Below are 26,016 nucleotides of genomic sequence, written 5' to 3'. Positions count from 1 at the left end.
TGTCCGCCGGGTCGGCGGTCAGGCGGTCGGGCTCAGCGGCGCTTCCCCTTCACCCTGAGCGTCACCGCGTCGCTGCCGGAGCCGGCGGCGTCGGCGTACGTCGCGGTGAGGGTGTAGCGCCCGGCTCTCGTCAGCCGTGGCAGCTTCAGCGTCGCGGTCGAGCCGCTGACCACGACCTGACGCGTGACCACCGTGCGCTTGCCCTTCTTCAGGGTGAGCGTGACGGTGCGGTTGCCGGCGGCGCTCGCGCTCAGCGTCAGCGTGACCTTCGCCCGCTTGCTGGTGGTGAGCCGGCGGGGTGCGGTGAGCGAGACTGTCGGCGCTGCAGCCTGGGTGGGGCTGACCTGCGGGCTCGCCGGCAGCTGGGTCGGCGAGGTCGACTGCGTCGGGCTGGTCGTCGGGCTGGTCGTCGGGTCCGTGGTCGGGTCCGTCGTCGGCTCGGTGCCGCACCCGGTGCCGCTGGTCGGCCAGGAGACCGCGGGCGCGCTCGCCTGCTTCGCCGGGCCACCCTGGTAGGCCGTCCTCATCGCCGCGAGCTCGGCGGCGGAGACCGGGACCACCGTGCCGTGGCGGGGGCTGGCGGGCAGCTTCGCCTCGGGGACGGACCTCCAGTCGGCGGTGGCCAGGCTGTCGGTCGTGAAGGCGAGGTAGCCCTGACCGCCGTGGTAGCTGGGCTGGTCGACGAGCAGGTACCACCGGTTCGCCACGTCGTTGTCGCGGAACACGGTCGGTCCCTCACCGTTGGTGAAGGTGCCGCCCCACGGGTTGGGCTGGCCGACCCCGATCTGCTCCTTGACCAGGCGCCAGCCGCTCTCGGGCGACGTGGTCGTCGGCAGGGAGCCGGTGACGGTGGCCCGCAGCGACGGCGAGACCTCCTGGCGGACGGTCATCGACGCCTCGTCCTTGACCACGCGGTAGAACGTCCCGCCGTCTCGGACGACGGTCGCGTCGATCATGCCGCGACCGCTGCCACGGCTGACGTCGATCCAGATCCTCGGCTCGGAGAAGGTCGTGAAGTCGCGGGTCGTGACGTAGACCATCCGCTGGTAGGAGTTCCCGATGGCGTGCTCGCCGGTGGCGGGCGTCGGGTAGAGCGCCGAGGCCCAGTAGACGACGTACTCGCCGGCGGCCTCGTCGTAGTAGGCCTCCGGGGCCCAGGTGTTGCCGGCGAAGTCGCTGGAGACCTTCACCTCGCGCTGGGCCGACCAGGTGACGAGATCGGTGGACTCCCACACCATGAGGCTCTTGCTGCCGTTCTCCTGCGCCGTGGCGAACCCGTTGCCGCCGCGACCGTCGATCTTCAGGTCGGTGGCGAGCAGGAAGAAGCGGTCGCCCTCGTGGGAGCGCAGCAGGAACGGGTCGCGCACGCCGCGCTCGCCGAGGGTCGAGGTGAGGATCGGCTCGCCCTTGTTGAGGACGTCGTAGGCCAGCGGCTGGTCGCCCTGGCTGCCGGCCATGAAGATCCGCTCGCCGCCGGCGCCCTCGCCGGTGAAGTAGGCGAACGCGTAGCCCTCGGGGTCGAGCGCGGCGGGTGCCGGGCGGATCGTCAGCGGGATGGTGCGGGTGGCGCTGCGACCGCCCAGGGTCGCGGTGACGGTGAGGTCGACCTTCTTCGCGGCCGACCCGGTGGCGGGTCGGGTCACCTCACCGGTCGTGGTGACGACGGCCGGGTCGCTGGAGGCCCAGGTCAGCGTGGATCCGAACGGGCCCTCGGCCGGCAGGGTGATGTTGCCGCGGACGTCGTCCGCGTTCGGCACGACGACCGCGGACGCCGCGTCGGCCGCGCCGAAGCACGAGCCCTGGGCGACCTGCTGCTCGGTGAGCGCGGTGGACCAGATCGAGACGTCGCGCATCCTGCCCTCGAACGACAGGTCGTTGCGGTACGCCGAGCGGCCGAGCCAGTTCGCCACGGTCGAGCCGTCGGGCTCACCGAGGCGGGCCGGCGAGGTGGTGACGGCGCTGCTGGCGACCAGCCGGCCGTCCTCGTAGAGCTTGGCCTCGCCGGGGTCGGCGACGGTGCCGCCGTCGACGGTGAAGGTGACGCGCTTCCAGGTGCCCTTCGCGAGCGCGCCGGCGCGGCTGATGCGCTGCTCGCTGGCGTAGCCGCTCTCGGCGATCGTGCCGCGGTACTGCCCCTGGGCGTCCTCGCCGGTCACGAAGAGGTAGCCCGAGCCGTTGGGGTAGCTGGTGTAGTTGCCCAGGTTGAACAGGAACCAGTTGCCCGACAGCGTGGGGTCGACCCAGACGTCCATGTCGACCGTGACCTGGTCCTGACCCTTGAGCAGATCGTCGGGGAGCCGGATCCCGTTGCCGGAGCTGTTGCCGCCGCCGGTGAAGGTGAACCCGTCCTCGCCGGTGGCCGACCAGCCCTGCGAGCCGACGACCGCGGCGTCGCGGTCGTGGCCGGAGGAGTCCTCGACGACCGTGCCCGACGTCTGGTCGAGCTCGTACGACGCCAGCAGGCCCGCGGTGGGGTCGACCGCGCCGGTGGCGGCGCCTCCGGCCGTCACGGCGGCGGTGCCGGCCGCGACGGCGAGGGCGACGACGCCCACCGTGGCGCTGGTGCGCAGCGGGCGGTGGCCCGAGCGTCGGGTGCTCACGAGCGACCACCCTTCTGCTTCGAGGGACGGACCTTCACCTTCGTGACGTCGGTGAGCTGGCCGCTCGGGCCGGCGTACGACGCGGTGACGGTGTGGGTGCCTGCCTTCAGCTTGGGCAGCCGCAGCGTCGCGACGCCTCCGACGACGGGGACCTGGCGGACGAGCACGGTCTTCTCCTTCTTCCTCTTCTTGCCGTCGACCCAGCGGACCACCGTGCGGACCACGGTGACCGTGGCGACCGCGCTGCCCGACGGAGCCGGCGCGAGGGTGACGGAGACGGTCGGGCGGGTGCCGACCTTCGCCTTCCGCGGCGCCGCCACGACGACGCTGGTGGGTGCGGCGGCGGGCGCCTGGCCGGTGGTGGGCTGGGTCGGGGTGGCCGGGGTGGCCGGGGCCGTGGGCTGGGACGGGGTGGGCGTCGTGGGCTGGCCGGGCAGGAGCCCGGTCTGCGTCATGGTCACGAACGTCACCGAGTAGGGCGCGAACGTGTAGGTGAAGTCGTTGTCGACGCCGTCGACGGTCGTCTCGACCGGCGCGATGCGGTCGGGGTCGGCCTTGGTGTTGGTCGCTCCCGGGGCGCCGGCGAGGGTGGTCACCCGGGCGGTCGGGGCGAGCGAGACGTCGGAGGTGACGACCCGGGTCGCGACCGGCCGCGCCGAGTTGTTGACCACCTTGGCGGTGATGGTGCCGGCGTCGGCGTCGCGGGTGACGACCTCGTACATCGTCTGCGACAGCGCCGAGGAGTCGTAGCGCAGCTGCTCCACGCCATCGAGGTAGACGACGACCTGGGGCCCGGAGACGACGATCTTCACCTGGTAGGTGCGGCCGGTCTCGACGCTCTGGGTGCCGCCGGCGACGGCGGGTGCCGCCACCTCGCTCTTGCCGGCCGCGGTGGCCCGCTCCAGCAGGGAGCGCGAGTTGGCGAAGCCGCCGAGGTTGTACCAGTAGTAGTCGTCGGTCGCCTGGGCTCCGAAGCCGATCAGGAAGCCCTCCTGCCCGGCGGTCTTCTTCGCGTCGAGCTCGAGGGTGTAGTCCGTCCAGCCCTTCGTGTAGGCACCGTCGACGATGCTGCGGGCGTCGGTCTGGGTGGTCGAGGACTGGGTCCAGGCACCGCCGCTGACCGCCCACGACCCGGCCTGCGGGCGCCACTTCGACGCGGTGCCGGACGCGTCGTCGAAGGAGTCGGAGAACAGCGTCGCGCCGGTGGCGTTGTCGGTCACCCTGACGTTGTCGTACGACGCCGCGGTGTTCCAGGTCGAGAGGAAGACCCCGCCCTTCACCGGCGAGACGGGGTTGCCGCTCGCGGTGAGGGTGCTGGGCACGGTCGAGGTGCCCGGGTCCTGGCCGAACATCGTCTGCACATGCCACGGCGGGCGCGCCCACGACTGGTCGTTGTCGAACCAGATCGCGTCGGGGTTCCACTGCACGTGGTCCTCGTTGGCGAGCAGCGGCGCGTAGGAGGCGAGCCGGACGACGTCGGCGTTGCGCTGCAGGGCCGTCATGTACGACGCCTCGGAGAGGGCGTTGGCCAGGTTGTTGCCGCGGGAGGCGTACTCGCCGAGGAACACCTTGGGTCCGGTGCGCGGGTAGGCGTCGTAGCGCCGGTTGTTGGCGTAGAACCAGGCCGGGTCGCGGTAGTAGTGCTCGTCGACCAGGTCGACCTGCTGCTCGCGGTTGAACTTCCACAGGGTGTCGAAGCGCGCGCCGGAGGAGTCGGGTCCGGAGTTGGAGATGATCTGGATGCCGGGGGCCTTCGCCTCCACCGCGTCGCGGAACGCCGGGAAGTTCTTCTCGAAGGTGTCGTTGTTCTCCTCGTTGCCGAGGCCGAGGTACGTCAGCCCGAACGGCTCCGGGTGGCCGAGCGCGATGCGCCTGGCGCCCCAGGTGGTGCTGGCGTCGCCGTTGGCGAACTCGATCAGGTCCACGGTGTCCTGCACCCAGCGCTGGAAGAGCGGGGAGTCCTTCTGCATCTCGTCGGCGCGGCTGCCACCGCAGCCGTTGGCGCCGATCGAGAGCACGGGCAGCGGCTGGGCGCCGAGGTCCTCGGCGAACTCGAAGTACTCCAGGTAGCCGATGCCGTAGGACTGGTTGTAGCCCCAGAAGTTGTAGTTGGTCGGGCGCGACTCGACGGGTCCGAGGGTCTCCTTCCACTGGTAGGTGCGCTTGCGGTCGGTGTAGCCGCTCTCCTCGTAGGAGCGGAAGGTGCCGACGTTGGTGACGCAGCCGCCGGGGAAGCGGACGAACCCGGGGTCCATCGCCGCGATCTTCTCGGCGAGGTCCTTGCGCAGCACGGTCTTGCCGTTGACCGGTCCGACCCAGCGGTCGGACGGCATGAGCGAGACCATGTCGAGCCCGACGACCGACGGCGCCCCGGCGGTGACGACCAGGCGCCCGGCGTCGGTCGTGGTGGCACCGGTGAGGGTGAACGGCAGCTTCGTCCACGTGTCGGTGCCGGGCAGGCTGAGCTCCGCGACGTCGGTGACCGCGGCACCGGCGGTGCTCTGCACCCCCACGCTCAGGGTCTGGGCCGTCGCGCTGCGCGCCCACAGCGACCCGTCGTACGACGCGCCGGCCTTGATCGCGACGCCGGCGTTGTAGCCGGTGTTGCGCACGCCGTCACCCGCCGCGGCCGCGGTGAGGCGCAGGTGGTTGCGGTTCATCGCGTTCAGCCGCGTGGCGTCGTCCACGACCGCACTCGCACCCCCGCCGACCTGCTCCCACGCCGTCTTGCCGGTGAAGGAGCCGTTGTCGGCGGTGCTGAACTCGAAGGAGCGGTTGCGCACCAGCTCGGCGTAGAGCCCGCCGTCTGCGGCGTAGTTGATGTCCTCGTAGAAGATGCCGAACATGTCGTCGGCGATGTCGACGCCCTTGCCGTCGCCGTCGATCGCGAGGGTCGCGGTGCCGGCCGGGGGCTCGGGGGCGTGCTCGACGGTGATCTCGTCGAACGCCGCGGCCAGCGGCGCGCCGCTGGTCGAGCCGAAGGCGTACATCCCGACCTGGGTGGTGTCGAAGCCGACCTGGGTGGTGGCCGCCGTCGTCCACGTGGAACCCACGAGGTAGCTCGACGTCAGCGTCGAGCCGACCCGCTGCAGGCGCAGCGTCTCGGTCCGCGAGCCGGGACGGTCGGCGAAGCCCACGGCCTGGAACCGCGCCGCGGTCTCGACGTCGGTCTCGACCGCGATGCCCGAGGGCGACAGATTGCCCACGAAGGTCAGGCCGGTGCGGACGTAGTTGTCCCAGTCCTGCCAGGCGATCAGCCCCGCGCCCTGATAGGTGCTCGCCACGGCCGCGTCCAGCTCCACCGTCGCGGTGAAGTCGCCGGCCGGCACGTCGAGCATCACGAGGTTCTTGGCGTCGTTGGCGCCTTGGTAGGTGTCACCGCGCTGACCGGTGATCCGCAGGGCGCCACCCTGCACCGACAGCGTCGCCGGGTCCGAGCCGACCACCTGCCAGCGCGGGTCGAGGCTGGTGCCGTCGAAGGTGTCGGTGACGGTGACGGTCGCTGCGGCGGCTGCGGCGGCCGGTGCGGCGGTCGTGCCGACCACCCCCGTCACGGCCAGGGTGCTCAGCCCGCTGGTGAGCAGCGCGGCGGCCGCGAGGGCCGCCGTACGAGCGCGGGGAGAGCGCGGTGAGTGGGTCATGGGGTCCTCGAGTCCGAGAGGCTGTGGCGGCGGTCACACGTAGTGTTAACGCTCACACCGGCAGAGCGCAATACCCCCGACCGCTCTCGACGAGCGTCCCCCGACGACGACGAAGGCCCCGGATCGGTGATCCGGGGCCTTCGTGACTCACGGTGCGCGAGGGGGGAGTTGAACCCCCACGCCCTTTCGGGCACACGGACCTGAACCGTGCGCGTCTGCCTATTCCGCCACTCGCGCGTGAAGCCTGGCAAGGTTAGCCCAGCGCGGAGAGGGCGGCCAAATGGGGGCCGGACCACAGAGCTGCGCCCCGCGTCACGGTGGGTCCCGGACGGGGGTCGGGTACCCCGATACAGTCGTGGCGCGCCCGCCGGAGGGTGCGCTGGCCACGGGTCGACGGCGATGGCACGAACGAGAGGAGGCGGGTGTGGGCGGTCTGCAGCGGTTCGAGCAGCGGCTGGAGAGCATGATCTCCGGCGTCTTCGCGCGCGCCTTCCGCAGCGCGGTGCAGCCGGTCGAGATCGCCGCGGCGCTGCAGCGCGAGTGCGACAACAACGCGCAGATCCTCAGCCGTGAGCGGCGCATGGTGCCCAACGACTTCCACGTCGAGCTGAGCCGCACCGACCTCGACCGGCTCGCGCCGTTCGACAGCGCGCTGGCCGACGAGCTCGTGCACCAGGTCGAGGAGCACGCCCGGCTGCAGGGCTACGTCTTCCCCGGCCCGATCAGCATCGACTTCGAGGCGACCGAGGACCTCACGACGGGTCGCTTCCGCATCCTGTCCAAGGCCGCCGCGCGGGTGCAGAGCAACGCCACCCACACGCAGGTGCGCCGCGCCCGGGCGGTGCTCGAGGTCAACCGCACCCAGCAGCCGCTCGTCCCGCCCGGCCTCGTCGTCGGGCGCGGCACCGACGCCGACCTGCGCATCAACGACCCCGGCGTCAGCCGGCGCCACATCGAGTTCGGCGTCCAGGCCACCGGCCGCGACGGCACCGAGCTGACCATCGAGGTGCGCGACCTCGGCTCGACCAACGGGATGCTCGTCGACGGCCACAAGGTCAGCCGCGCCGCGCTGCACGACGGCAGCCAGGTGCGCATCGGCAACACCACCATGACGGTCCGCTTCCTCTCCGACGACGACCCCGGGCACCCCGGTGTCGGACTCGGCGGGATCGCCTACTGAGCCGGAGCCCGGATGTCTGAGCTGACTCTCTTCCTCATCCGGATCGCCTACCTGGCGATCCTGTGGATCTTCGTGCTCTCGGCGATCTCGGTGATCCGCTCCGACATGTTCGGGGCGCGCGTGCCGGAGGCGGTGCGCGGCGCCGAGGCACGCAAGGAGCGCAAGCGCGACCGGGGACGCGACAAGGCGCCCTCCAAGCGTCGCGGCAGCCCCACCCACGTCATCGTCACCGAGGGCGGCAACGTCGGCGAGCGCGCCGAGCTCGACCAGGCCCCGATCCTCATCGGCCGCGGCAACGACGCCCAGATCCGCCTCGACGACGACTACGTCTCGACCCGCCACGCCCGCATCGCCGCCTCCGGCGACCAGTGGTTCGTCGAGGACCTCGGCTCCACCAACGGCACCTACATCGGCACCGTCCGGCTGACCCAGCCGACCACCATCACGCTCGGCACCCAGGTCCGCGTCGGCAAGACGATCATCGAGCTGAGGAAGTAGAGCCACGGTGAGGCTCGACTACTCCGCGATCTCCGACGTGGGTCGCGTCCGCAAGGACAACCAGGACTCCGGGTACGTCGGCCCGCACCTCATCGCCGTCTGCGACGGCGTCGGGGGCGCGGCGCGCGGCGACATCGCCTCCAGCACGGCGATCGCGCAGCTGCGCCGCCTCGAGGAGGACCCGCCCGGGCCCGAGGCGCCCGACGCCGACCTGCTGGGCCGGGTCAGCATGGCGATGCACCGCACCCACGACCAGCTCGCCGACCTCGTCGACGAGACGCCCTCGCTCGACGGCACCAGCACGACCGCCGTGGTCGCTCTGTTCGACGGGGGCGCACGACTCGGGTTCGGCCACGTCGGCGACAGCCGCGCCTACCTCTTCCGCGACGGCGAGATCCGTCAGCTCACCCACGACCACACCTTCGTGCAGACCCTCATCGACGAGGGCCGCATCACCGAGGAGGAGGCGCGCGTGCACCCGCACCGCAACCTCATCCTGCGCGCGATCGACGGCACCCACGAGCTCGACCCCGACCTGTTCGTCCTCGAGCTGCAGCTCGGCGACCGGGTGCTGCTGTGCAGCGACGGCGCGAGCGGCGTCCTCGACGCCGGCCGGCTCGCCGACATCCTGTCCAGCGGCTCCCCCGACTACGCCGCCGTCGAGCTCGTCCGGGCCAGCCTCGAGGCGGGCAGCTCCGACAACGTCACCTGCCTGGTCGCCGACGCCGTCGAGGGCGAGCCCGACCCGACCGCCGTACCCCTCCTCGTCGGCGCCGCCGCCGAGATGCCCCGCCGCGCCCGCGGCACCCGTCCGTCGGGTCGCTCGCCCAGCCTGTTCCGCGGGCACCGCTCCGGCGACACCGGCGAGCTCGAGCCGGTGCGTGCCGAGATCCCCGAGGGCGTCGGCTTCGCCATCCCCAGCGACCCGCCCGACCCCGAGGCCATCCGCTACGCCCCCCGCCCGCCGAGCCGCTACGCCTGGCTCTCGCGGCTGCTCGCGCTCTGCGTCGCCGTCGGCGCGCTGTGGATCCTCGCCGCGACGGCGTGGTCGTGGAGCCAGCAGCAGTACTACGTCGGCGAGCAGGACGGGACGGTCGTGATCTTCCGCGGCCTCGACGCCTCGCTGCCCGGCCTGGAGCTCTCGCACACCTACGAGCGCACCAACGTCACGCTCGACCGGCTCTCCGACTTCGACGCCGGCAAGGTGCGCGAGGGCATCGGCGTCGGCTCGCTCGACGACGCTCGCGACACCGTCGAGAGCCTCGCCCAGAAGATGTCGGCCGACGACTCGACCAGCGACGGGGGTGCGTCCTGATGTCGCAGGCAGGGTTGGTCATGGGGTTCGTGCACCGCCGCCGGCGCGGCGCGGAGCTGTTCCTGCTCCTGCTCGCACTGGCCGTGGGCATCGGCGCCTACGCCGCCGTCGGCGTCGGCGTGGAGGGACGCGTGCCGGCCGACATCATCGGCTACGGCAGCTGGCTGGCCGGTCTCGCGATCGTCGCCCACGTCGTGGTGCGCGTCGTGGCGCCGTACGCAGACCCGGTGCTGCTGCCCGCCGTCACGGCCCTCAACGGGCTCGGCCTCGCGGTCATCCACCGCCTGCAGCTCGCCTACGACGCCGGGGCCCCGGGCCCCACCGGACTGCCGCAGAAGCAGCTGACCTGGATGACGCTGGGCGTGGTGCTGTTCCTGCTGACCCTGATCGTGCTGCGCGACCACCGGGTGCTCGCGCGGTTCACCTACACCAGCGGTCTCGCGGCGATCGTGCTGCTGCTGATGCCGCTCGCCCCCGGCATCGGCAAGACGATCAACGGCGCCCGCATCTGGATCGGCGTCGGGCCCTTCAGCCTGCAGCCCGGCGAGATCGCCAAGGTCCTGCTGGTCATCGCCTTCGCCGGCTACCTCGTGCTCCACCGCGACGCCCTCGCGCTCGCGGGTCGCCGGGTGCTCGGCGTCGATCTGCCTCGCGGGCGCGACCTCGGCCCGATCCTCGGCATGTGGCTGATCAGCCTCGGCATCCTGGTCTTCCAGCGCGACCTCGGCTCCAGCCTGCTGTTCTTCGGCCTCTTCCTGGTGATGCTCTACGTCGCGACCGAGCGGCCCGGCTGGCTGGTCGTCGGCACGCTGCTGTTCGCCGGCGGCGCAGGCCTGGCCTACCAGCTCTTCGGCCACGTCCAGAACCGCGTCAACATCTGGCTCGACCCGCTGCCCTACTACGACCGGACGCCGGGCAGCTTCCAGATCGTCGAGTCGCTGTTCGGCATGGCGTGGGGCGGGCTGATCGGGCGCGGCTTCGGTGGCGGCAGCCCCGAGCGGGTGCCCTTCGCCTACTCCGACTTCATCATCGGCGCGATCGGCGAGGAGCTCGGGCTCACCGGCGTCATCGCCGTCGTCCTGCTCTACGGCCTCATCGTCGAGCGGGCGCTGCGCGCGGCGCTGATCTGCCGCGACGGCTTCGGCAAGCTGATGGCGACCGGTCTCGCGGCGGTCGTCGCGCTCCAGGTCTTCGTCGTCATCGGCGGCGTCACCCGCCTCATCCCGCTGACCGGCCTCACCACGCCGTTCCTGTCCTACGGAGGGTCCTCGCTCATCGCCAACTGGGTCATCGCCGCACTGCTGCTGCGCATCTCCGACCAGGCCCGCCGGCCGGTCCCCGAGATGGCGGGCACGGAGACGAGCGACGAGCAGGCCGACGAGCAGGCCACGCAGATGGTGAGGATGGTGGACCGCGCATGAACAAGCCGATCCGCACCATCGCGATCTTCTGCCTGCTGCTCTTCGTGGCGCTGATGCTCAACGCCACCTGGCTGCAGTACTGGAAGGCCAGCGACTACGACGACAACGCGCTCAACCGCCGGGTCATCGAGGACGCCTACTCCCAGCAGCGCGGGGCGATCCTCGTCGGCGACGAGGCGGTCGCCGAGAGCGTCGAGTCCGACGACCAGTACGACTACCTGCGCACCTACCCGCAGCCGTTCAAGTACGCCCACGTCACCGGTTACTTCAGCTTCTACGACCAGACCGGCATCGAGCGCAGCGAGAACGCCGTGCTGTCGGGCGACGACGACCTGCTCTTCGTCAACAAGCTCGTCGACCTGCTCTCCAACAAGTCGGGCAAGGGCGGCAACGTGCAGCTCACCCTCGACCCCGACGCCCAGGACGCCGCCTACGCCGCCCTGGAGAAGCTGCCGAAGGACCCCGACACCGGCACCGTCGAGGCCTCCGTCGTCGCGATCGCGCCCGCGACCGGCAAGATCCTGGCGATGGCCTCGCTGCCGACCTACGACCCCAACAAGCTCGCCTCCCACGACTTCGGCGCCGTGCAGGAGGACTACGACCGGCTCAGCCAGGACCCCACCGAGCCGCTGCTCAACCGCGCGATCCAGACCACGCTGCCGCCCGGCTCGACGTTCAAGATCGTCACCGCCGCGGCCGCGCTGTCGAGCGGGAACTACACCGCCGACGGGCAGGTGCCCGGCGGTGCGACGTACCAGCTGCCCCAGACGAGCGGCAGCACCGGGGAGATCGACAACGAGGGCCGCTCGTGCGGCACCGACCAGATCCCCTTCGCCCAGGCGATGGAGGAGTCGTGCAACACGACCTTCGCCGCCCTCGGCGTCGAGCTGGGCGCCGACGCCTTGCGCGAGCAGGCCGAGAAGTTCGGCTTCGACCAGCGCTACCTGCAGGACCTCGGCCCGCAGGCCGTCTCGAACTTCCCGGCCGACGCCAACGAGCCGCAGGCGGGCCAGTCCGCCATCGGTCAGTTCGAGGTGCGCGCGACGCCGCTGCAGATGGCGATGGTCGCCGCCGCCGTCGCCAACCAGGGGGTGCTGATGCGGCCCTACATCGTCGACTCGATCCAGTCGCCCTCGCTCGAGACGCTGCGCCAGACAGAGCCGGAGGAGCTCGGCGAGGCCGTGACCCCCGAGGTCGCCGACGGCCTGACCCAGCTGCTGGTCTCGACCGTCGAGGAGGGCACCGCGAGCCCGGGTGCCATCGCGGGCGTCACCGTCGCCGGCAAGACCGGCACCGCGCAGAGCGGTGACCCCGACGTGCCTCCCTACGCGTGGTACGTCTCGTTCGCGCCCGCCCAGGACCCGGAGGTCGCCGTGGCCGTCGTCATCCAGAGCGCCGGCATCGACCGCGGCGAGATCGCCGGCGGCACCTACGGCGGCCCCATCGCCAAGGCGGTCATGGAGGCGGTGATCCGATGAGCGGCTCCGACTCCACCGGCGGGCTCGACCAGCCGGCCGACCGGCCCGAGCGCTTCGCCGACGACCAGCACCGCTACCGCCTCGACGCACGCATCGCGACCGGCGGCATGGGCGAGGTCTGGCGGGCGACCGACACCTCGCTCGACCGCGTCGTCGCGATCAAGCTGCTCAAGAGCGAGTACGCCGACGACCCGCTGTTCCGCCAGCGCTTCGAGACCGAGGCCCGCCACGCGGCCTCGCTGCACCACCCCAACGTCGCCTCGGTCTACGACGTCGGCGAGTCGCGCCAGCTCGCCGACGGCTCCGACGTCCCGCGCCCGTTCCTGGTCATGGAGCTGATCGACGGACAGCCGCTCTCCGCGCTGCTGCGCGGCGGGCGTCCGCTCGACCCCGAGGTCACCGCCGACCTGATGGCGCAGGCCGCCGACGCGATCGGCGCGGCCCACCGGGCGGGCATCGTGCACCGCGACGTGAAGCCGGCCAACCTGATGGTCACCCCGCAGCGCCAGGTCAAGATCACCGACTTCGGCATCGCCCGCGCCTCCGACGGCCTCGGCCTCACCGGCACCGGCCAGGTGATGGGGACCCCGCAGTACCTCTCCCCCGAGCAGGCGCGCGGCAACGCCGCGACCCCCGCCTCCGACGTCTACTCCCTCGGCGTCGTGGCCTTCGAGTGCCTGGTCGGGCGGCGTCCCTTCGACGCCGAGTCGCCGGTGGCGACCGCGCTCGCGCACCTCAACGACCCGGTGCCGGCCCTGCCCGCCACCGTGCCCTCGGACCTGGCGGCCGTCGTACGACGCGCGCTGTCGAAGGACCCCGCCGAGCGCTACCCCGACGGCGCGGCGTTCGCCGAGGCCCTGCGCCGGCCCGACGCCGACCTCGCCGCGACCCAGGTGGTCGCCGCCCCCGTCGACAGCACGCAGGTGATGGGCGCGGTGCCCCCGCGACCGGTGCCGATGCCGCTGCCCGTCGACATCGCCCCCACGCCCGAGCCCGCGGCGTACGACGACCGCGACCGGCGCAGCCCGTGGCCGATCGTCCTGCTGCTGCTCGCCCTCATCGCCGCGGTCGCGCTGATCGCCGTGATCGTGACCCGCGGCGGTGGCGACGACACCGCGGACACCGCCGCCGACCCCACCCCGTCGCGGACGCCGAGCGAGACGCCGTCGGAGACCCCCAGCGAGGAGCCGACCGAGGAGTCGAGCTCGGCCGCGCCGGAGACGGTCACGATCGACGAGGACGACTACCTCGGCGACGACCTCCAGGACGCCGTGGACGCGCTGCGCGCGCTCGGACTCAAGGTGACGACGGATTCGGTCGACAACCCCGGCGACGAGGACGCGGACACGGTGGCGGGTGTCTCGCCCACCGGAGAGGTGGAGGTCGGCAGCACGGTGACCGTGGAGTTCTACGAGGACCCGCCCGAGACCGAGACCCCCACGCCGACCCCGACGCCCACGCCGACTCCGACGCCCACCCCCACGCCGACGGACACCACGACCCCCGCGGGTCCGGGCAACGGCAACGGTCCGGCCGACGGCGGACCCGGCAACGGCAACGGCCCCGGCGCCGGCGGCCCGGGCAACGGCAACGGTCCCAAGCCCCGCACCGACCCGACGAGCGACCCGACGAGCGACCCGACGAGTGGAGTGCTCCCGTGAGCGGCCAGACCCCACCCCCCGGCGGCACCCCCCAGGGCTCCCTGGTGGGCGGGCGCTACGAGCTGCGCGAGCTGCTCGGTCGCGGCGGCATGGCCGAGGTGCGCAAGGGCCACGACACCCGGCTCGGGCGCGTGGTCGCGATCAAGCGGCTGCGCACCGACCTGGCGAGCGACCTGACCTTCCAGGCGCGGTTCCGCCGCGAGGCCCAGAGCGCGGCCTCGCTCAACCACCCCGCGATCGTCGCGGTCTACGACACCGGCGAGGAGCCGGCGGCCGACGGCTCCGGCGTCTCGCAGCCCTACATCGTGATGGAGTACGTCGCCGGCCGGACCCTGCGCGACATCCTGCGCGAGGGTCGCAAGATCCTGCCCGAGCGGGCGCTCGAGATCACGAGCGGCGTGCTGTCGGCGCTCGACTACAGCCACCGCGCGGGGATCATCCACCGCGACATCAAGCCCGGCAACGTCATGCTGACCCCCAGCGGCGACGTCAAGGTGATGGACTTCGGCATCGCCCGCGCGATCAGCGACGCGTCGTCGACGATGACCCAGACCGCGGCCGTGGTCGGCACGGCGCAGTACCTCTCCCCCGAGCAGGCGCGCGGCGAGACCGTCGACTCGCGCTCCGACGTCTACTCCGCCGGCTGCCTGCTCTACGAGCTGCTGACCGGGCGTCCGCCGTTCGTCGGCGACAGCCCCGTGGCCGTCGCCTACCAGCACGTCCGCGAGCCCGCCCGGCCGCCGTCGGACCACGACACCGGGCTGCCGCCGCAGGTCGACGCGATCGTGCTCAAGTCGCTGGCCAAGCGTGTCGAGGACCGCTACCAGTCGGCGGCGGCGATGCGCAGCGACATCGAGCGCTACCTCGCCGGCCGACCGGTGCAGGCGCCGGTGCCCGAGGCCGCGCCCCCGCCGGTCGCGGCACCGCCGACCCAGGCCACTCAGGTGCGTCCGCCGCTGCCGCCCGAGGAGGACTACTACCCCGAGGAGCGTGACGAACGGCGCGGCCCGCGACCGGTCGTCATCGTCCTGCTCGTGCTGCTGGTGCTCGCGCTGATCGTCGGCGCGGTGCTCGCGCTGCGCAGCAGCCTGTTCGAGTCGCCGCCCGACGACGTCGCCGTGCCCAACGTGGTCGGGCTGACGCTCGCCGAGGCCGAGTCGGCCATCGGCGACGCGGGGCTGACCGTGGGCGACCGCGACTACGACACCGACGAGTCGGTGCCCGTCGACACGGTCCTGCGCCAGGATCCCAACCGCGACCAGTTCGTCGCCCCGGGCACCGCGATCGACATCGTCATCTCCTCGGGACTGCCGCAGGTCGACATGCCCTACGTCGTCGGAGCGAGTCAGGACGAGGCGCGCACCGCGATCCGTGACGCCAAGCTGACGCCCGACTTCCAGAGCGTCGAGTCCGACGAGCCGCAGGGCCAGGTCCTCTCGACCGATCCGGAGGGCGGCACGGCCCTCGACCAGGGCACGACCGTCACGGTCACGATCAGCAAGGGGCCTAAGGAGGTCCCCGACGTCGTCGGGCGCGACCGCTCGAGCGGCATCCAGGCGATCACCAGCGCCGGCTTCGACTACACGATCAAGGGCGACCCCGAGTCGACCGAGCCGAAGGGCACGATCACCGAGCAGATCCCCGCCGCCGGCTCGCCCGAGCCGCAGGGCACGCAGATCGTGCTCTTCGTGTCGACGTACGAGCCGCCGGAGCCGACTCCCACGCCGACGCCGACCCCGACGCCCACCCCGACGGCGCCGACCGATCCGACTCAGCCCACGCTCCCGACCGACCCGGCGACCCCGCCCGCGGCGCGCCAGGAGCGGTGAGGCTGCTCGTCAGTCGCGCTCGGCCTGGGTGTCGCTGCGCGGCCCCTCCTCGACGGGGGTCGCGTAGCTGAGGTCGAGCAGCCCGTCGTACGCCGGCGCGGCGAGCGAGTCCTCGACGTCGAGCTCCCAGCCGACGTCGATGCGCGGGTCGTCGGCCTGCTCGCGGTAGACCTTGAGGTAGCTGTCGTCGCTGATCGCGGAGGTCAGGTCGCCGACGTCGCCGACCGCCTCGATGACGTAGGGCTGCGGGTAGGGCACCCCGCCGAGCATCACCGAGCTGCCCTCGCACTTGATGCCCGTGGTCGTGACGACGCGCTGACCCTGGATCACCACGGCGCGCGCGCCGCCCGCCCACATCGCGTTGACCACGGCCTGGATGTCCTGCTGGTGCACGACGAGGAGGTTCTTGTCGCCGGTCGTGGCGTCGATGATCTCGTCGGGCGCGTCGGACAGCGTCACGACGACGCCCGGTCCGCGGCGCTCGGTGAGCCCGGCCGAGGACTCGAGGGCGGCGGCCTGCCGGCGGATGCGGCGCACGTCGGCATCGTCGACGCGGTCGGAGAGCTCCTGCACCTGCGTCTGCAGCCCGGCGACCCGCTCCTGCAGCCCCTCGGCCCGCTGCGCCTCGCTGCCCGCGAGCGCGCTGAGGTCGCTGTAGCGCCCGGAGCGCAGGTCGGTGCCGCCGCTCGACTGGGCGCTGACCACGAACAGCCCACCGCTCACCAGGACCACCGCGGTCGTCGCGAGCCGCCACGGCGACGGACGCCGCCCGCCGCTCCACGACCGGCGCAGCCCCCGCCACCGCGGGGGCCGCGGCCCGGTGGGGAGTCGGTGGTCGTGGTCCATGCCGACTAAGGTAACGGCCGTGAGGATCAAGGCCCGAGACCAGCAGTTCGCCGACCCCGACCGCGGGCCGGTCGTCTCACCGCGCTTCGTGCTCGCGCTGGTGCTGATCGCCCTCGGCATCGCCTGGATCGTCTACTACTACGTCGGCGTCCGCCCCGACCCGACGGCGTTCGACTCCGAGGGCAACCCCGAGGGCCCCAGCGGCCCGGCGTTCATCGGCGACCTCGCCCGGTGGAACTACGTGATCGGCTTCGGCCTCTTCATGCTCGGCCTGGTCGTCGCCGCCCACCCCTCCACCCCGCTCGGCCGCGGTCGCGGCGTCGTGGTCGGCATGCTCGGCTGCTTCCTGGTCGGCCTGCTGTGGATCTGCACCTACTACGTGTTCGCCAACGACCACCTGCAGAGCATCCCGGTCATGAACGACCTCGACCAGTACAACCTCGTCGTCGGCATCGCCTTCATGGCCGTGGGGTTCACCTACGCCACCAAGTGGGAGTGACACCCCTCCCCCGCTGATCCCCGCTCCACCCTCGAGCCCCCGCCGGTCCTCCGGTCGGGGGCTCGGTCGTTCCTCCACAGCTTTTTCCACCGGTGTGGAGAACTACAGCCGTGTAGTTCGCCTGTGGGTGAATGTGGACAGCAGTCCGGTTCGCCTTGGCGACCATGGGGCGCTGTCATCGACAGTCGAACTTTTCGGACAGCTAGATGGCCCGAAAGTTGGACTGTCGACAGCGGGACCCGCCCGCGGCCAGAGCGCCGAGCATCAGTGCAACTTCCGGGTCACCTGACGGCCCGGAAGTTGCACAGTCCAGGACACAACCGGTCGGGCCGTTGACAGTCGAACTTTCGGGACACTGGCACGTCCCAAAAGTTCGACTGTCGACGCGACGGAGCACCAGGACTGCCCCGCAAGCGACCTCAGCCGAGGACGACGGACCGGGCGGCGATGGCGAAGAGGACGACGGCGAGGACGAAGCAGAGTCCGGCGGTCTGGAACGCCGTGCGGCGGGGGCCGCGGGGGGCGTAGACGAGGATGGCGGCGACGGCGAGGCCACCGAGGAAGCCGCCGAGGTGGCCCTGCCAGGAGATCCGGGCGACCACGAAGGTGATGACGAAGTTGATGCCGATCCAGGTCAGGATGCCGCGGACGTCGCCGCCGACCTTGAAGGCGATGACGGCGAGTGCGCCCATGAGGCCGAAGATCGCGCCGGACGCGCCGAGGGTGGCGCCGTACTCACTGGCGGCCCAGTAGACGAGCGCGGAGCCGGCCAGGCCCGAGATGAAGTAGAGCGCGAGGAACCGCGCCCGCCCGATCGCGAGCTCGAGCTGGGGACCGAGCACCCAGAGCGCGAGCATGTTGAACCCGATGTGCAGCGGCTGCACGTGCATGAACATCGAGGTCACGAGCTGCCAGTAGGCGCCGTCGACGACCCCAGGCAGGAACGTGCCGCCGGCCTGGTCGCAGACCGCCTGCGTCACGTCGGCGCCGTAGCGCCCGCTGATGCACAGTCCGTTGGGCCGCAGGGCGAGCCAGTCCACGAGCCGGCTCGAGGAGCCACCGGTCACCATGACCGCGATCCACACCGCGACGTTGAGCGCGATGAGGACGATCGAGGTCCTCGAGGCGTCGGTGGGCCGCAGACCGCCGTACGCCGTGCGCGCCTGGCGGGTCTGCTTCGCGCCCTCGGCGACGCACTCGGGGCACTGGAAGCCCACAGAGGCGGGGCGCATGCACTCGGGGCAGATGACGCGGTTGCACCGCTGGCAGCGGATGTGGGCCTCGCGGCCGGGGTGCCGATAGCAGGTCGGCACCCCGGTCTCGGGCACGGAGGACTGGCTCAGCTGAGTTCCTCAGCCCTCGGTGACGGTCACGGACTCGATGACGACCGGCTCGGTCGGGCGGTCGCCCGGGCCGGTGGAGGTCGTCGCGATGGCGTCGACGACGTCGCGCGAGGCCTGGTCGGCGACCTCGCCGAAGATGGTGTGCTTGCGGTTGAGCCACGGGGTGGCGCCGACGGTGATGAAGAACTGCGAGCCGTTGGTGCCCGGGCCGGCGTTGGCCATGGCGAGCAGGTAGGGCTTGTCGAAGACGAGCTCGGGGTGGATCTCGTCCTTGAAGGTGTAGCCCGGGCCGCCGGTGCCGGTGCCGAGCGGGCAGCCGCCCTGGATCATGAAGCCCTCGATGACCCGGTGGAAGGTCAGGCCGTCGTAGAACGGGCCGCTGCGGCCGTTGCCCGCGTCGTAGGACTTCGAGCCGGTGGCGAGCCCCGTGAAGTTCTCGACCGTCTCCGGAGCGTGGTTCGGGAACAGGTTGATGGTGATGTCGCCGCGGTTGGTCTTCAGGACGGCCTGCTGGTCAGCCATGAGGGCCTTTCTCGATGTGGTGTCTGGAGGCAAGTGGGTACCGCGCGGGCTGTACGCCCGCCGGTGCGCCTGTCGATCCTCGCACGGGCCACAAGCGGGAGAGCACGGGCTGGCCCCGGTCGACCTGGTACCCCCGCAGGTCGACTGGGACGGGCCCGCAACGCCACCCCTCGGGACCCGAGCCCGAGCACCCTGCGGAAGAGGAAGCGCGATGATGTTCCGGAAGAAGAAGACCCTGCTGGAGAAGGCGTCCGACTACGTCGACCACCAGGTGCGGCCCCAGGTCGAGTCGGCGCTGGCCACCACCCGTGACGCGGTGGAGGACTTCTACGAGAGCACCGCCCGCCCCGCCCTCGCCGACGCGCGCGACAAGGCCAAGGACAAGGCGACCCCGTACGTCGCCGAGGCTCGCGACCGCACCAGCTCCGCGCTGCAGGACGCCCGCGACAACGCCGCCTCCGCGCTGCACGACGCCCGCGACACCGCGGTGTCGAAGGCCAAGGACGCCCGCGACGCCGGCGAGTCGTCGCTGTTCGACGCCAAGGCGCGCGCGGCGTTCCTCGCCTCGCAGGCCAAGGACACCGCGGCCTCCCGGGCGAGCGACCTCGCCGCCCAGGCCAAGGAGAGCGCCGACGCCCGCGTCGCGCAGCTGCGCGGTGAGCCGCAGAAGAAGAAGGGCAGCACGCTGCGCAAGCTCGCGGTCTTCGCGGTGCTCGCCGGCGTCGTCGGGTTCGTCGCCAAGAAGCTGCAGTCGGGCGGCCAGCAGGACAACTGGCAGTCCTCCTACGTCCCGACCCCGGCGCCGACCCCGGCCCCGAAGCCGGCCCCCGCGCCCGCGGCCGTGGCCGACGACGCCGGTGCCGCCGGTCCCGACGAGGCGCTCTCCGACCTGGCCGAGAAGCCGCACTCGGTCTCGACCCCCGACGACCCGGCCGAGGTCATCGACCTGGTCGAGGACAAGGCCGGCGACGTCAAGGACAAGGCCGAGGACGTCAAGGACAAGGTCGCCGACAAGGCCGGCGACCTCAAGGACAAGGTGCAGGACAAGGTCGACGACATCCGGGACGACAAGTAGCGACCCTGGCTCACCCGAGCCCCGACGAGCCCCCCGGTCCGCACGGACCGGGGGGCTCTGTCATTGACGGGGTCGTCGAAGGGATCATCTGACCCGGTTCTCCTCGACCCAGTCGTCGATGCGCTCCCACCAGTCGAAGAGCCAGCCGATGCGCTCCTCGCGACCCTCCGGGATCTCGGCGCGCGGCACCCGCCACCACCGCATGACGATCCGCTTGTCCATCGGCAGCTCGCGCCACAGGTCGGCGACGGAGTGGAGGTGGTCGAGGCCGGTGTGGGCGACGAGCAGGACGTCGACGCCGGGCGCCGCGTCGAGCGCCGCCACGACCCCTCCGGGGCGCGGGGCGAGGACGTGGATCATCTCCTCCGCCCGCTGCGCCATCGCCTCCAACCCGAGCCGGCGCAGCCGGGCGATGGCCCGGTCGCGGCGGGCGGCGGTGAAGTTGCCGCCCTCGGGGAAGATCACGAACGCGTCGTCGCGGTCGAGGTCGCGCGCCAGCTCGGCGATCTGCGACTCGAGATCCTCGCCGGCGGCGGGGTTCGGGCTGATGAACCGCGCCGGCAGCCGGCTGAGCAGCACGTCGATGGCCGGGTCCCAGCGCAGGGTGTCCTTGAGCACCACCCGAGGCTCGCGCGTAGGAGTGCATGAGGGCGTGCACCAGGGTGAAGGAGTCCCCCGGACCGGCGTGGCGGCACAGCACCAGCAGCGGCGAGCCGGGGTGGGCGTCGGGCGAGGGCCCCTCGGTGACGATCTCGAGGCGCAGCACCCGGCGCGCCTCGCGGAACAGCACCCACATCACGCCCTGCACGAGGTCGTAGTGCAGTCCCTGCCAGTACGCCGTGCGCAGCCGCCGCCCGCAGCCGCTGGCCAGCCAGTGGCCGAGCAGCACCAGCAGCACCAGCGACTCGACGCTGGCGTAGACGACGACCATCCACAGCAGCCGCAGCGCCCGCCAGCGCCCCGGCAGCACCGGCGAGAGCGCCGCGGCGGCGAGCAGCCACAGCGGCAGCAGCAGCCACAGCACCGCCGAGACGCCCAGCACCGCGGGCGCCACGACCACCCGGCGCAGGACGGTCGTCCCGAGCGGGCTCACAGGACCCGGTCGAGGTGGTCGCGGCTCGCGGCGTACGTCGCGTCGATGCGCTCCTGCACGCGTGAGAAGTCGCGCGTGCCGAGCAGGGTGTCGTCGCGCGCAGAGGTGCCGCGCGCCGGCAGCACGTGGCACGCGACGCCCTCGGGGAGCTCGGCCAGCTCACGGGTGAACCGGTGGCGCCGCGCGATCTCGAACGACACCCTCGCCACCTCCCAAGGTCGCTTCGGCGGGGTCAGCGGTCGGTCGACGCGGCCCACCTGCAGCACGAAGACGCGGGTCGCGCCCAGCTCGACGGCACGACCGAGCGGCACGGAGTTGACGATGCCGCCGTCGAGGTAGTGCTCGCCGTCGACCTCGGCCGGCGGCAGGAGCCCGGGTACGGCGGCACTCGCGACGACCGCGTCGACGACCCGCCCCGAGTCGAACCAGTGCTCGGCCGCCCGCTCGATGCTGGCCGCGCACACCTGGAACCGCACCGGCAGCTCCTCGAAGGTGATGTCGCCGAGCTCGTCCGCGAGGCGACGCCGCAGCGGCGTCGCCGACCAGAGGTGGGTGCCGGTGGAGACAGCGCGCCGCACGGTGCGCAGCGGCCGGTCGCCGTACCCCGCCTCCCGCGCGGAGCCCGCGGAGCGCCACAGGTCGGTCAGCCGCTCGACCACCCCGAGGTCGGGCTGGCTGGCGAGCACGGCGCCGTTGAGGGCGCCGATGCTCGTGCCGAGCACCAGGTCGGGCACGACGTCGCGCTCGAGCAGCGCGCGCAGCATCCCGACCTCGACGGCGCCGAGGACCCCGCCGCCCCCGAGCACGAAGGCGGTGGTCACTCCGGCATCCAGGTCAGGCCCGACCTAGGCCACAGGTTCGAGGTCGGGGTTCTCGACCTTGAGCTTGTGCACGACCTGGCGCTCGACCCAGAAGATCAGCAGCGGCACGAGACCGGCCACGAGCGCGACGATGGTGAAGCCGTAGCTCCAGCCGGCCTTGCGCGAGAGGAAGAACGCGACGACGACGTAGATCATGAAGATCCAGCCGTGCACGACCCACAGCACGCTGAGGTCGGAGCCGAACTGCTGCAGCGAGGTGCCCTCCGTGGCGAGGTACTTCAGCGGCAGCGCGACCAGCGAGCAGACGGCCAGCAGCACGCCGACCACGATCGCGAGCACCCGGTAGGCGGTGAACAGACCCTTCACGCGTCCACGGTATCCGGGGCGTCCTCGTCGGCCGTCTCCCCGGCACCACCGCCGTCGTCCCTACGCCGGCCCGCGGCGAGCTGCTCGCCGAGCCAGCGCCACCACATCAGGACGACGAAGCCCCCGAAGACGAACCACTCGATCCCGTAGAGCAGGTTGCGCACCGCGGTGAACCGGCTCGCCTCGGGCAGCTGGGCCAGGTCGGCCTGGGGCAGGCCGTCCACGCCGCCGTCCGCGACGACGTAGGCGCCGTAGAGGTCGCGGTCGACGCGCTGGATGACGTCGGCGACCCGCAGCTGCGGCAGCACGTCGTCGGTCGGGTCGTCGTCGACCTGACCGGTGCCGTCGGGCGGCTGGAGCCAGCCCACGAGCTGGACGTCGCCCGTCGGCGGCGCCGGTGCGTCGGCCGGGTCGGCCACCCAGCCCAGCACCACGGGCACCGCAGGGTTGGACCCGCCGCCGACCGCGAGCGGGGTCAGCATCCAGTAGCCGTCGCGACCGTCGTGCTCGCGTCCGGAGATGAACAGCGTGCCCTCGGTCAGCCAGGTGCCGGCCACGTCGACGGGCTGTCCGACCGAGCGGCCGGGGAACGGGTCGTCCGGTCCGATCACGTCGTCGAGGGCCACCGGTGCCGTCTGCGTGAGGTCACGCGCCTCCGCCTCGCGGCGGTCCTGCCACGCACCGATCTGCCAGATGCCGAGGACGATCGTGGCGAGGGTCAGCACGACGGCCAGGAGGTGACCCGGCCAGAACCGGGGTCGCAGGGCCTCGCGCACCCCACCAGGGTAGGCGGGTTCCCTAAGTGCAGGCCGTGAAGGGCAGCCCACCGGTGCGCACCAGCTCGGCCGCGGCAGCCGGGTCGGTGATGCGGTAGCCGAGGCGCCCGGTCTGCGGGTCGGCGACACCGCCGCCGAGGGCCGCCCCCAGCGCCTGGTCCTGGGCGGCGCCGCGCAGCCGGGTGAACAGGTCCGTCCGGTCGGCCCCCAGCCGCGCGGTCACCAGGACCGCGCCGAACTCGATCGACCACGGACCGAGCTCCTCGAGCCGCTGGCTGTCGGCTCCGGGCAGGGTCGCGGTGCTCGAGCAGCTCCGGTCGACGTACGTCGAGACCGCGCGCTCACCCACCAGGGCCCGCAGGTCGGGGTCGACGGCCCAGCTCTGCTGCGGGTCGGCGGTGGCGCCGAGCGTGACGAGCCGCCGTTCGGCGTCGACGCTCGCCCCCTGCAGCGGGCCGACGCCCGCGGCGACAGCCGCCTGCACCTGGGCCATGTCGGTGCCGTCGCGCAGCGCGACCACCCAGCCGTCGGTGAACCTCGCCTCCCACTGCACGGCGTCGGGTCCGAAGCCGTAGTCGGCGAGCGCGCCCGCCGCGTCGCGGAGCAGCTCGGGGGCCAGCACCACGGACGCACCGCCCGCGTCGGCGGCCTCGTCCCGGTCGGTCACGGTGAGGGTCCGGGCCTCGGCGGGCACGAGCGACAGCACGGCGAGCGCCGGCTCCGCGTTCGCGTCGTACGCCGGGTCGACGGTGGGCGTCGGGTCGACCACGGGCGGCAACGGCTCGGCGTCACCCGAGCAGCCCGCGCCCAATGCGGCGGCGCACAGCAGCACCGCGACCAGACCCCGCCTCACGATCCCCCATTCTGCGCAACGCACCCGCCCCGCGCACGCGGAACCCCGCAGCGCGGTGTCACAGGCGCGCCGGTGGCTACCGGAGAGGTGGCCCAGGAGTGACCGTCGCCCCTGCGCCCCGAGGAGAGCCATGTCCCGCACCCGCCCCACCCGCACGCTCGGCACCCTCGAGGTCTCCGGTCTCGGCCTGGGCTGCATGGGCCTGAGCCAGAGCTTCGGCGCGACGCCGGAGCGCGAGGACGCGGTGGCGTTCCTGCGCGCGGCGTACGACGCCGGGGTGACCTTCTTCGACACCGCCGAGGTCTACGGACCCTTCGACAACGAGGAGCTCGTCGGCGAGGCGCTGGCACCGGTGCGTGACGACGTCGTGATCGCGACCAAGTTCGGCTTCGCGATCGAGCCCGACGGCACCCAGAACGGCGTGAACAGCCGCCCGGAGCACGTCCGCGCCGCGGTCGAGGGATCGCTGCGCCGCCTGCGGACGGACACGATCGACCTGCTCTACCAGCACCGCGTCGACCCCGACGTGCCCATCGAGGACGTCGCCGGCACGGTGCGCGAGCTCATCACCGAGGGCAAGGTGCGCCACCTCGGCCTGTCCGAGGCCGGTCCGACGACGATCCGCCGCGCTCACGCGGTGCAGCCGGTGACCGCCCTGCAGAGCGAGTACTCCCTGTTCTGGCGCGAGCCCGAGACCTCCGTCCTCCCGGTGCTCGAGGAGCTCGGCATCGGCTTCGTGCCGTTCAGCCCGCTCGGGCGCGGCATCCTCACCGGCGCAGTGACCCGCGACTCGACGTTCGGCGAGGGCGACATCCGCGCCAACCTGCCCCGCTTCTCGCGCGAGGCGCTCGAAACCAACCTCGACCTCGTGGACCGCGTGCGGGCCGTCGCCGACCGGCTCGACGCCACCGTGGGCCAGGTCGCGCTGGCGTGGCTGCTGGCCCAGCAGTCCTGGATCGTCCCGATCCCCGGCACCCGCCGGGTCGAGCGCCTCGAGGAGAACCTCGGCGCCCTCGACCTCGAGCTCGGCCCGAACGACCTCGCCGAGCTCACCGAGGCCTCGGACGCCGTCGCGGTCGTCGGCGAGCGCTACCCCGAGGCGATGCAGGCGATGATCGACCGCAGCTGAGCGGAACGGGTGGTGGAGCCTAGGGGACTCGAACCCCTAACCCCCTGCTTGCAAAGCAGGTGCGCTACCAATTGCGCCAAGGCCCCGAGTCAGGCGAGAAGCGGTGGAGCTCAGGTGCGCTTGACCGCGTCGGTGGCCTCGGCCCAGAGCGCCTGCTCGGCCTTGCCCTCGTCGATCCTGCGCTTGGCGAAGACGGCACCGGCGGCGGCGAGGGCGACGACCAGCAGCTTCTTCACGTGGGCCTAACAGGACTTGAACCTGTGACCTCTTCCTTATCAGGGAAGCGCTCTAACCGTCTGAGCTATAGGCCCGAAGGTCGCGCGCGCATGCGCAGCACGACCGAGGGGAGACACTACCGGAGCGCATCGACCCCGGAGAAATCGGGTCAGTTGTCCTCGGCGAGGGTGACCTCGACGCCGCCGAGCAGCGAGGCGGACATGTTGTAGAGGAAGGCGCCGAGGGTGGCGATCGCCGTCAGCAGCAGCACGTCGACGGCCGCCACGATCATGGTGAAGCCAACGACCCGACGGGTGCCGAGGTAGTCCTCGATGTCGAAGCTGTTGGCGTCCTGACCGCCCACGACGTCCTGCACGGTCTGGTTGATCGAGCTCCACACATCGGCGGCGCCCAAGACCGTCCACACCATCAGGACCGCGACCACCGAGACGATGGCCAGCGCGATCGAGAGCAGGAACGCCGTCTTCATGACCGACCACGGGTCGACCCGGGTCAGCCGCAGCCGGGCGCGCCGGCCGGCCTTGGGGGCGGCGGCCGCGGCCGCGGCGGCCCGCTGGGCCTTGCGCTCGGCTCGCGACGGCTTCTCCTCGGCCGGCGCCGTGACCACCGGGGTGGCGACGGTGGGCGGCGCGCTGTCGCGGGGTACGGCGGCGGTGCCCCGCGGGGGGGTCACCGGCGCCGCCTGCGTTGCGCTGGAGCCGTTGCGCGAGGGCGCACCGGGGGTGCCGGCGAGGGGCCGGACCACGGTGTCCTCGCGGCCGGAGTTGGTCGGACGGTCAGCCACGGACTCATCCCTCCCAGTGCGATCGGTGGTCACGGCCTCGAGGTCGCCC

Annotated in this window: 22 protein-coding genes and 3 tRNA genes; 10 read left to right on the top strand and 15 right to left on the bottom strand. The window is 72.4% G+C overall.

Annotated elements, in window-relative coordinates:
• Positions 1–32 precede the first annotated feature (32 nt).
• The 3 genes from GRQ65_RS17825 to GRQ65_RS17815 form a co-directional block, all read right to left on the bottom strand.
• The gene (locus GRQ65_RS17825) at positions 33–2,600 is read right to left on the bottom strand and encodes an immunoglobulin-like domain-containing protein (RefSeq protein WP_160879342.1); all 2,568 of its coding nucleotides are present in this window, start codon (positions 2,598–2,600) and stop codon (positions 33–35) included.
• Positions 2,597–6,241 (bottom strand): alpha-L-arabinofuranosidase family protein, encoded by a 3,645-nt coding sequence (locus tag GRQ65_RS17820; RefSeq protein ID WP_160879341.1) that lies wholly within the window; start codon positions 6,239–6,241, stop codon positions 2,597–2,599. Before GRQ65_RS17820 ends, GRQ65_RS17825 begins: the two co-directional genes overlap by 4 nt.
• A gap of 153 nt (positions 6,242–6,394) precedes the next feature.
• Positions 6,395–6,478: transfer RNA gene (locus tag GRQ65_RS17815), tRNA-Leu, on the bottom strand.
• 187 nt (positions 6,479–6,665) lie between these two features.
• On the opposite strand from GRQ65_RS17815, the gene GRQ65_RS17810 reads away from it, so the two are divergent.
• The 7 genes from GRQ65_RS17810 to pknB are packed head-to-tail and all read left to right on the top strand — an operon-like array spanning position 6,666 to position 15,623.
• Positions 6,666–7,421 carry an FhaA domain-containing protein gene (locus GRQ65_RS17810; RefSeq protein ID WP_160879340.1) on the top strand — a complete coding sequence of 252 codons (756 nt, stop codon included), beginning with the start codon at positions 6,666–6,668 and terminating at the stop codon, positions 7,419–7,421.
• Between the two features lie 12 nt (positions 7,422–7,433).
• On the top strand, positions 7,434–7,919 hold the full coding sequence (locus GRQ65_RS17805) for an FHA domain-containing protein FhaB/FipA (RefSeq protein ID WP_160879339.1): 486 nt from the start codon (positions 7,434–7,436) through the stop codon (positions 7,917–7,919).
• 7 nt (positions 7,920–7,926) lie between these two features.
• On the top strand, positions 7,927–9,234 hold the full coding sequence (locus GRQ65_RS17800) for a protein phosphatase 2C domain-containing protein (RefSeq protein ID WP_160879338.1): 1,308 nt from the start codon (positions 7,927–7,929) through the stop codon (positions 9,232–9,234).
• Positions 9,235–9,254: 20 nt separating this feature from the next.
• A complete protein-coding gene (locus tag GRQ65_RS17795) occupies positions 9,255–10,655 on the top strand; it encodes an FtsW/RodA/SpoVE family cell cycle protein (protein WP_237448457.1) in 1,401 nt (466 codons plus the stop codon).
• Positions 10,652–12,133 (top strand): peptidoglycan D,D-transpeptidase FtsI family protein, encoded by a 1,482-nt coding sequence (locus GRQ65_RS17790; protein WP_160879336.1) that lies wholly within the window; start codon positions 10,652–10,654, stop codon positions 12,131–12,133. The genes GRQ65_RS17795 and GRQ65_RS17790 overlap by 4 nt, the downstream gene beginning before the upstream one ends.
• Entirely contained in the window at positions 12,130–13,794 is a 1,665-nt protein-coding gene (locus GRQ65_RS17785) for a serine/threonine protein kinase (protein WP_160879335.1), read from the top strand. The genes GRQ65_RS17790 and GRQ65_RS17785 overlap by 4 nt, the downstream gene beginning before the upstream one ends.
• Entirely contained in the window at positions 13,791–15,623 is a 1,833-nt protein-coding gene (pknB, locus tag GRQ65_RS17780) for a Stk1 family PASTA domain-containing Ser/Thr kinase (protein ID WP_160879334.1), read from the top strand. The genes GRQ65_RS17785 and pknB overlap by 4 nt, the downstream gene beginning before the upstream one ends.
• 9 nt (positions 15,624–15,632) lie before the next feature.
• Here pknB and GRQ65_RS17775 read toward each other — a convergent pair whose 3' ends face one another.
• Positions 15,633–16,469, bottom strand: a complete 837-nt coding sequence (locus GRQ65_RS17775; RefSeq protein ID WP_160879333.1) for a DUF881 domain-containing protein — start codon at positions 16,467–16,469, stop codon at positions 15,633–15,635.
• A 19-nt stretch (positions 16,470–16,488) separates the two neighbouring features.
• Here GRQ65_RS17775 and GRQ65_RS17770 point away from each other — a divergent pair, with 19 nt between their 5' ends.
• Complete coding sequence (locus GRQ65_RS17770) at positions 16,489–16,968, top strand: cell division protein CrgA (protein WP_337191840.1); 480 nt, start codon at positions 16,489–16,491, stop codon at positions 16,966–16,968.
• Positions 16,969–17,387: 419 nt separating this feature from the next.
• Here the strand turns inward: GRQ65_RS17770 and GRQ65_RS17765 are convergent, their stop codons facing one another.
• On the bottom strand, positions 17,388–18,296 hold the full coding sequence (locus GRQ65_RS17765) for a rhomboid family intramembrane serine protease (protein ID WP_337191839.1): 909 nt from the start codon (positions 18,294–18,296) through the stop codon (positions 17,388–17,390).
• Between the two features lie 24 nt (positions 18,297–18,320).
• A complete protein-coding gene (locus tag GRQ65_RS17760; RefSeq protein ID WP_160879331.1) occupies positions 18,321–18,833 on the bottom strand; it encodes a peptidylprolyl isomerase in 513 nt (170 codons plus the stop codon).
• Between the two features lie 211 nt (positions 18,834–19,044).
• On the opposite strand from GRQ65_RS17760, the gene GRQ65_RS17755 reads away from it, so the two are divergent.
• Positions 19,045–19,908 (top strand): YtxH domain-containing protein, encoded by an 864-nt coding sequence (locus GRQ65_RS17755; protein ID WP_160879330.1) that lies wholly within the window; start codon positions 19,045–19,047, stop codon positions 19,906–19,908.
• An 84-nt stretch (positions 19,909–19,992) separates the two neighbouring features.
• Here the strand turns inward: GRQ65_RS17755 and GRQ65_RS22225 are convergent, their stop codons facing one another.
• From GRQ65_RS22225 to GRQ65_RS17730, 5 genes are all read right to left on the bottom strand, one after another.
• On the bottom strand, positions 19,993–20,526 hold the full coding sequence (locus GRQ65_RS22225) for a lysophospholipid acyltransferase family protein (RefSeq protein WP_202388298.1): 534 nt from the start codon (positions 20,524–20,526) through the stop codon (positions 19,993–19,995).
• 471 nt (positions 20,527–20,997) lie between these two features.
• A complete protein-coding gene (locus GRQ65_RS17745) occupies positions 20,998–21,822 on the bottom strand; it encodes a patatin-like phospholipase family protein (protein WP_160879329.1) in 825 nt (274 codons plus the stop codon).
• A gap of 24 nt (positions 21,823–21,846) precedes the next feature.
• A complete protein-coding gene (locus GRQ65_RS17740) occupies positions 21,847–22,188 on the bottom strand; it encodes a DUF3817 domain-containing protein (protein ID WP_160879328.1) in 342 nt (113 codons plus the stop codon).
• A complete protein-coding gene (locus GRQ65_RS17735; RefSeq protein WP_160879327.1) occupies positions 22,185–22,964 on the bottom strand; it encodes an SURF1 family cytochrome oxidase biogenesis protein in 780 nt (259 codons plus the stop codon). Before GRQ65_RS17735 ends, GRQ65_RS17740 begins: the two co-directional genes overlap by 4 nt.
• Positions 22,965–22,986: 22 nt before the next feature.
• Complete coding sequence (locus tag GRQ65_RS17730; protein WP_160879326.1) at positions 22,987–23,817, bottom strand: hypothetical protein; 831 nt, start codon at positions 23,815–23,817, stop codon at positions 22,987–22,989.
• A gap of 130 nt (positions 23,818–23,947) precedes the next feature.
• Between GRQ65_RS17730 and GRQ65_RS17725 the strand changes: the two genes are divergently transcribed.
• A complete protein-coding gene (locus tag GRQ65_RS17725; protein WP_160879325.1) occupies positions 23,948–24,946 on the top strand; it encodes an aldo/keto reductase in 999 nt (332 codons plus the stop codon).
• Between the two features lie 10 nt (positions 24,947–24,956).
• Here GRQ65_RS17725 and GRQ65_RS17720 read toward each other — a convergent pair.
• The 4 genes from GRQ65_RS17720 to GRQ65_RS24140 all read right to left on the bottom strand — a co-directional run bounded on the left by GRQ65_RS17720 (position 24,957) and on the right by GRQ65_RS24140 (position 25,967).
• Positions 24,957–25,032 (bottom strand) — tRNA-Ala (locus tag GRQ65_RS17720).
• A gap of 24 nt (positions 25,033–25,056) precedes the next feature.
• Positions 25,057–25,182 carry a DLW-39 family protein gene (locus GRQ65_RS22955; protein ID WP_337191838.1) on the bottom strand — a complete coding sequence of 42 codons (126 nt, stop codon included), beginning with the start codon at positions 25,180–25,182 and terminating at the stop codon, positions 25,057–25,059.
• 1 nt (position 25,183) lies between these two features.
• Positions 25,184–25,257: transfer RNA gene (locus GRQ65_RS17715), tRNA-Ile, on the bottom strand.
• Positions 25,258–25,331: 74 nt separating this feature from the next.
• The gene (locus GRQ65_RS24140) at positions 25,332–25,967 is read right to left on the bottom strand and encodes a DUF3566 domain-containing protein (RefSeq protein WP_337191837.1); all 636 of its coding nucleotides are present in this window, start codon (positions 25,965–25,967) and stop codon (positions 25,332–25,334) included.
• Positions 25,968–26,016: the final 49 nt, after the last annotated feature.

The organism is Nocardioides flavescens, from assembly GCF_009823805.1.
In the GTDB taxonomy this organism is placed as follows: Bacteria; Actinomycetota; Actinomycetes; order Propionibacteriales; family Nocardioidaceae; genus Nocardioides; species Nocardioides flavescens.
Note: the sequence above shows the minus strand (reverse complement) of the source record. Positions and strands in the feature narration are given on the sequence as shown.